At 49.0% G+C, this 4377-nt stretch carries 12 protein-coding genes and 1 other RNA gene; 8 read left to right on the top strand and 5 right to left on the bottom strand.

The window, feature by feature from the left end:
* On the top strand, positions 1 to 311 hold a 311-nt coding region (locus tag ACO6BQ_RS12025; protein WP_489121274.1), incomplete at its 5' end, for a hypothetical protein.
* Positions 312 to 340: 29 nt separating this feature from the next.
* Here the strand turns inward: ACO6BQ_RS12025 and ACO6BQ_RS12020 are convergent.
* From ACO6BQ_RS12020 to ACO6BQ_RS12010, 3 genes are all read right to left on the bottom strand, one after another.
* Positions 341 to 514, bottom strand: coding sequence for a hypothetical protein (locus tag ACO6BQ_RS12020; RefSeq protein ID WP_489121271.1), 174 nt, complete (start codon positions 512 to 514; stop codon positions 341 to 343).
* Between the two features lie 40 nt (positions 515 to 554).
* Positions 555 to 620: hammerhead ribozyme type II (locus ACO6BQ_RS12015), an RNA gene on the bottom strand.
* A gap of 57 nt (positions 621 to 677) precedes the next feature.
* Positions 678 to 854, bottom strand: a complete 177-nt coding sequence (locus tag ACO6BQ_RS12010; protein WP_489121269.1) for a hypothetical protein — start codon at positions 852 to 854, stop codon at positions 678 to 680.
* Between the two features lie 79 nt (positions 855 to 933).
* Between ACO6BQ_RS12010 and ACO6BQ_RS12005 the strand changes: the two genes are divergently transcribed.
* Positions 934 to 1533 carry a hypothetical protein gene (locus tag ACO6BQ_RS12005; protein WP_489121268.1) on the top strand — a complete coding sequence of 200 codons (600 nt, stop codon included), beginning with the start codon at positions 934 to 936 and terminating at the stop codon, positions 1531 to 1533.
* A gap of 208 nt (positions 1534 to 1741) precedes the next feature.
* Here ACO6BQ_RS12005 and ACO6BQ_RS12000 read toward each other — a convergent pair whose 3' ends face one another.
* A complete protein-coding gene (locus tag ACO6BQ_RS12000) occupies positions 1742 to 1954 on the bottom strand; it encodes a hypothetical protein (protein ID WP_489121265.1) in 213 nt (70 codons plus the stop codon).
* 140 nt (positions 1955 to 2094) lie between these two features.
* Between ACO6BQ_RS12000 and ACO6BQ_RS11995 the strand changes: the two genes are divergently transcribed.
* The 6 genes from ACO6BQ_RS11995 to ACO6BQ_RS11970 are packed head-to-tail and all read left to right on the top strand — an operon-like array spanning position 2095 to position 3989.
* Positions 2095 to 2664: a helix-turn-helix domain-containing protein gene (locus ACO6BQ_RS11995; RefSeq protein WP_489121263.1), complete on the top strand. Its 570-nt coding sequence runs from the start codon at positions 2095 to 2097 to the stop codon at positions 2662 to 2664.
* A 56-nt stretch (positions 2665 to 2720) separates the two neighbouring features.
* Complete coding sequence (locus ACO6BQ_RS11990; protein WP_489121260.1) at positions 2721 to 3065, top strand: type II toxin-antitoxin system RelE/ParE family toxin; 345 nt, start codon at positions 2721 to 2723, stop codon at positions 3063 to 3065.
* Positions 3062 to 3244: an XRE family transcriptional regulator gene (locus ACO6BQ_RS11985; protein ID WP_489121258.1), complete on the top strand. Its 183-nt coding sequence runs from the start codon at positions 3062 to 3064 to the stop codon at positions 3242 to 3244. The genes ACO6BQ_RS11990 and ACO6BQ_RS11985 overlap by 4 nt, the downstream gene beginning before the upstream one ends.
* A complete protein-coding gene (locus ACO6BQ_RS11980) occupies positions 3201 to 3482 on the top strand; it encodes a nuclease (protein ID WP_489121256.1) in 282 nt (93 codons plus the stop codon). Before ACO6BQ_RS11985 ends, ACO6BQ_RS11980 begins: the two co-directional genes overlap by 44 nt.
* Before the next feature lie 33 nt (positions 3483 to 3515).
* The gene (locus tag ACO6BQ_RS11975) at positions 3516 to 3764 is read left to right on the top strand and encodes a type II toxin-antitoxin system RelE family toxin (protein ID WP_489121254.1); all 249 of its coding nucleotides are present in this window, start codon (positions 3516 to 3518) and stop codon (positions 3762 to 3764) included.
* A gap of 12 nt (positions 3765 to 3776) precedes the next feature.
* Positions 3777 to 3989, top strand: coding sequence for a hypothetical protein (locus ACO6BQ_RS11970; protein WP_489121251.1), 213 nt, complete (start codon positions 3777 to 3779; stop codon positions 3987 to 3989).
* Between the two features lie 124 nt (positions 3990 to 4113).
* Here ACO6BQ_RS11970 and ACO6BQ_RS11965 read toward each other — a convergent pair.
* Positions 4114 to 4377: hypothetical protein (locus ACO6BQ_RS11965; RefSeq protein WP_489121250.1), on the bottom strand; the 264-nt coding region annotated here is incomplete at its 5' end.

Here is a 4377-nt window from a genome sequence, read left to right as displayed (position 1 = left end):
ACTTAAACGGTCGTTCCCTTGTGAGAAATTTGTCAACTGTTCTTGACAATACCACCTCCTTATGCGGGCTGTTTTTCTCTGCCTCCTCGCCGTGCTATAATGAGCGCGGAAAGGAGGTGATTGCTATGGATATTCAAAAACTTCGCCTTGCAGTACAGGATTTTCAATTTCAAGGAAAAGTGCGCCGCGATAACAATTCATCCTTGACTGTTCGCGAACATAATGAGCTTGTCGAGAGTATTGCCCGTGCTCTCGATAAGTTCGTGGATGCAATAGAGGAATCGGAAAGCCCCGAATCTGCTAAGGACTAACCGCCCCTCTATGCACTGTCAGTCCCGCCCTAATTTTTTGGAGCGGGATTTTCTTCTTTCAGTGTCAAAAACGGAGCATCTTCTACTGCATTGTTCAACTCTCTCAATGCCCGTAAAATCTGTTCGCGGAGTTCGACAACCTTTTTGAGTTTCTCGTCGAACGTGTCCAAATCCATCTGAACTACGGTATAAAGTTTTTCCATCTCCTCACCTCCCCTCTGTTCCCGCCATCGCGGGCTTTTTCGTGACCTGCCATCATCAGCGCAGGGCGGTCATTCCCTGCAGACGCCCACGCGGGGCGTTTCGGCTTACTCTGCGGATTCAACCCCCGCGAATTCGCTCGCATCTCCGCTTCCTTGCGTAGGGTTAGCAGGTCACTTCAACGTAAAGCGTATGGCTTTCCCCATACGCTTTATTCATTTCATCAATAAATGCCCGCGCGACTCTCGTGTCGTAGCCGGCGTTGATGATAATTTTCATGACAGGCTTGCTCTTATTCTCCTTTCCTCTTGCTATCGCCCAGCGTTTCATCATCGCTATCATCTCCTCACCTCCTTATGCGGGCTGTTTTTCTTTGCCTCCTCACCGTGCTATAATTGAGTACGGAAAGGAGGTGATTTTGATGGATAGATTACAAAGATTATCTGAGCTGGCTCAGATACAAGCAAAGTTCATGCCGCAAATGGAAGCAGTGCAGGCGGTATATCAAGGCATATCGCCAAAAACACTTTCACATTTGCGGCAAATATCTGTATCTCCAACATACAGATATTTGCTGTCTCTGCCCGCGCATCATGCCGAAGCAGCGAGAATTACACAAGACGCAGAAGCCCTTATGAATAGCTTTCTTTTGGCTTTTGAAAAGCTATCCGATGAGGAGCAGCGTTCTGTGATTGACGATGCTTCCACGATTGAAATTCCGAGAGCGGTTTTTGAACAAGCCATGAACGAAACAACGCCGTCTGAGAACCCTTTGTTTCGTTCGGATGTTCCATGTGCTGCCAATATCCTTCCCAAAAATATTGACAGTACATGGATGCAGATTCGAAAAGCAATGTACCCTATCGTTCACGGAAATTTAAGCGAAAGGCTCGCTTTCTGCGGTATTTTGTCAAGCGGCTTCGATGCAAGCGATCCTATGCTGAAAAATCTTTTTGTGATGCTGTCTGTGGTGGTTATTCTTGTCGCCGTATCAGGTGATCCAAATAAACCAGCAAATTGATGCCCAAAAAAAGACTCCCTTGCAGCATCCGAAAGATGACGTTCAGCTTTTCTTCTATGCTTTCCGCGTCTTGGAAAACATTTATTTGATGGTTTTCGAACAACAACCATCCGATGGGGACTGCATATCGAAACAGCATATCTATCCACATCGACAAATCTAGCCTCGCCCATCGGCGAGGTTTTTCTTTCTCCATCCCCTCACCTCCTTATGCGGGCTGTTTTTCTTTGCCGCCATCGGCGGCGGTATCATCCGCCACTTTTGCGCTGCGTCCGACCTCAAGCCCGCGCATGAACGAAAACGCCGCCGCACGCAGAATCTTCTCGCCCGTCGTTCCCGCGCTCCTCAGCGTGTCAACCATGCGATCCGCCGAGAACGTATACGGCTCGTTCGGGATGCCGAGCTGTTCATTCTGAATCATTTTTTTCGCCTCCTTTGGATTTTTAAACTCATTATAGCATTATCTTTTGAATTTACAAATGCTTTTTGTTTATTTTTTGAGTTTACAAATTCATTTTTTTATGTTATCCTCTACTCAAGAAAAGAAGGGAGGTCGAATAAATGGATTCAAACGGGCTTCACGAACGCATCAAAGCCGTCCGCAAGAGCCTAACACCGAAAGTATCCCAGACGGCGTTTGCCGAAATGCTCGGTACAACACGCGCCGCCATAGCGCCTTACGAACGGGGGATTGTCACTCCATCCGACACGTTCATCCAACTCCTCTGCGCGAAGTTTAACATCTCCGAGGAGTGGCTTCGGACGGGTGCGGGGTCGATGCACAAGAGCGACATTGATGCGCAGGTAGATGCCTATACGCGGGGCTACGCTCTCGATGTGGAGGAGCGCGAGATCATCCGCTATTTTTTGAATCTCAATCCGTCCGAACGTGCGGCGATGATTGCACACGTCGAGAAAATCGCCGATGCCGTCCGTGCCGCACGTCCGCAAGAGAGCGCGCAGACAGACGTACCCGCTGCAAAAAGTTCGGATTCCGCTGCCAAAACGCAGCGCACCATGACGGATGATGAACTGGAAGCCGAAGTCGAAGCCTATCGCGCCGCGCTCATCGCAGAGCAAAAGGAGCAATCAGCATCCGGCTCTGGAAGCTCCGTCGCGAAAATGGCATAAAAAAAGACCGCCCCTAGGCGGCGGGAATACAGTACGCGACGAAAGGAGGTCTGCCTTTGCAGGTTATATTCTACGAAAAAGAAGATGGGAGTATCCCAGTTGCCGAGTTTATTGCCTCACTTGATGATGGCATGAGAGCAAAGATCACACGCTCCTTGAAAATCCTTGAGGCAAGAGGCTACACTTTACGCGCTCCCTACTCCAAAGAGCTGACAGACGGAATCATGGAGCTACGTATCACATTCGGCGGTAATATCTCGCGTGTTTTATACTTCTTTGTTGTTGGTAATACTGCCGTAGTCACCAACGGATTTATCAAGAAGTCTCAGAAAACATCGCCCGAGGAAATCCAACGGGCGAAAACCTATCGTGCAGACTATCAAAGGAGGTGTCTCAAATGACGCTGGACGAATTTCTCAATGAACAACTCAAAGATCCTGCATTCAAACGCGAATATGATGCCCTCGAAGGATGGTATCAGGAGGAACTTGCAAGGCAGGAAGCACTTGACCGCGCCGAGGAGGAGGAACGCCGCCGTGCGTCCACATCGCCGAGCACGCCGCGACCCGCATATGCTTGATAAAGGAGGATACGTCATACTGAAAAAGATTGCACTCGCCACCATCGCCGCCGTTGCGCTCACCGTCGCAACGCCTACCCTCGCCTCGGACTATCTTGCAAACACGAAGTCCGGCAAGTTCCATTATGCAGACTGCCGCACGATCAAGAACCCCGACGCGCCGCACTTCGTTTCCTACAACTCGCGTGATGAGGCTATCGCGGACGGCTATGAGCCCTGCGGCGTCTGCGAGCCGTAAAAGACCGCCCATAGGCGGCAGGAAGGCATTTTGATGGATGTTCAATACTCCCGAAAAGCACTAAAATTCATCAATGCGGCAGATCGTATCACGCAACAGCGAATAAAAGAAGGAGTTGACGGTCTGCTCGAAACTCCACCCAAAGGCGATATCAAAGTAATGCAGGGGCAACCCGTCGGAACGTATCGCTTACGTGTAGGAAAGTACCGCATTGTTTATGAAATCATATCGGATACCTTGCGTATCCTCAACATTGGATCTCGTGGTGATATTTACAAATAAGGAGGCTATGACATGACCGCCAACGAACAAGAGATGCTGCGTCTCTATAATTTCCTGCCGAAAGTCGATCAGGACTTTGCACTCGCGTTTATGAAGAAACTCGTGCTCGCATGGGACCCGGATTTTACAAAAGTCACACCAATGGAACGCCTCGACTTGGAAAGTGCTCGCACCGACTTTGAGAACGGTCATGCTGTACGCATGGAGGATATTGACTGGAAATAACCGGATAACCTCGAATGACCCGCGCCTTCTTATGGAGAAGCCGAAGTTCATGTAAGTTCTCCAAAAACTAAATACACGGCTAACTCCTTGACAGAAAAAAGATACCTACTATAATATAAGTATCTTACCCGAAAGGGTTCATTTTTCTATCCAAAGAGGCGTTAGCTGCAGCTAGTGCCTCTTTCTTTTTCAATATTCTCCTTGACTGATTCTCTGTGTTCGTGTATTGTAATGATACCGACGCCCCTTGCGGGTAGCCGCGAAAGCGGTAGAAAAGACAGTGCCTCTTGCGGGCAACGAGAATCCAGTCAAGCGTTTGACTGGATTCTTTTTGTATAAAGAAAACCACGCGATAGTCGCGTGGTTGGAAAGAGCTTAAGCGGTGAAC

This window comes from Centipeda sp. (in: firmicutes) (assembly GCF_057271695.1).
The sequence above is the reverse complement of the archived record's forward strand: the minus strand, read 5'-3'. Positions and strand labels throughout refer to the sequence as shown.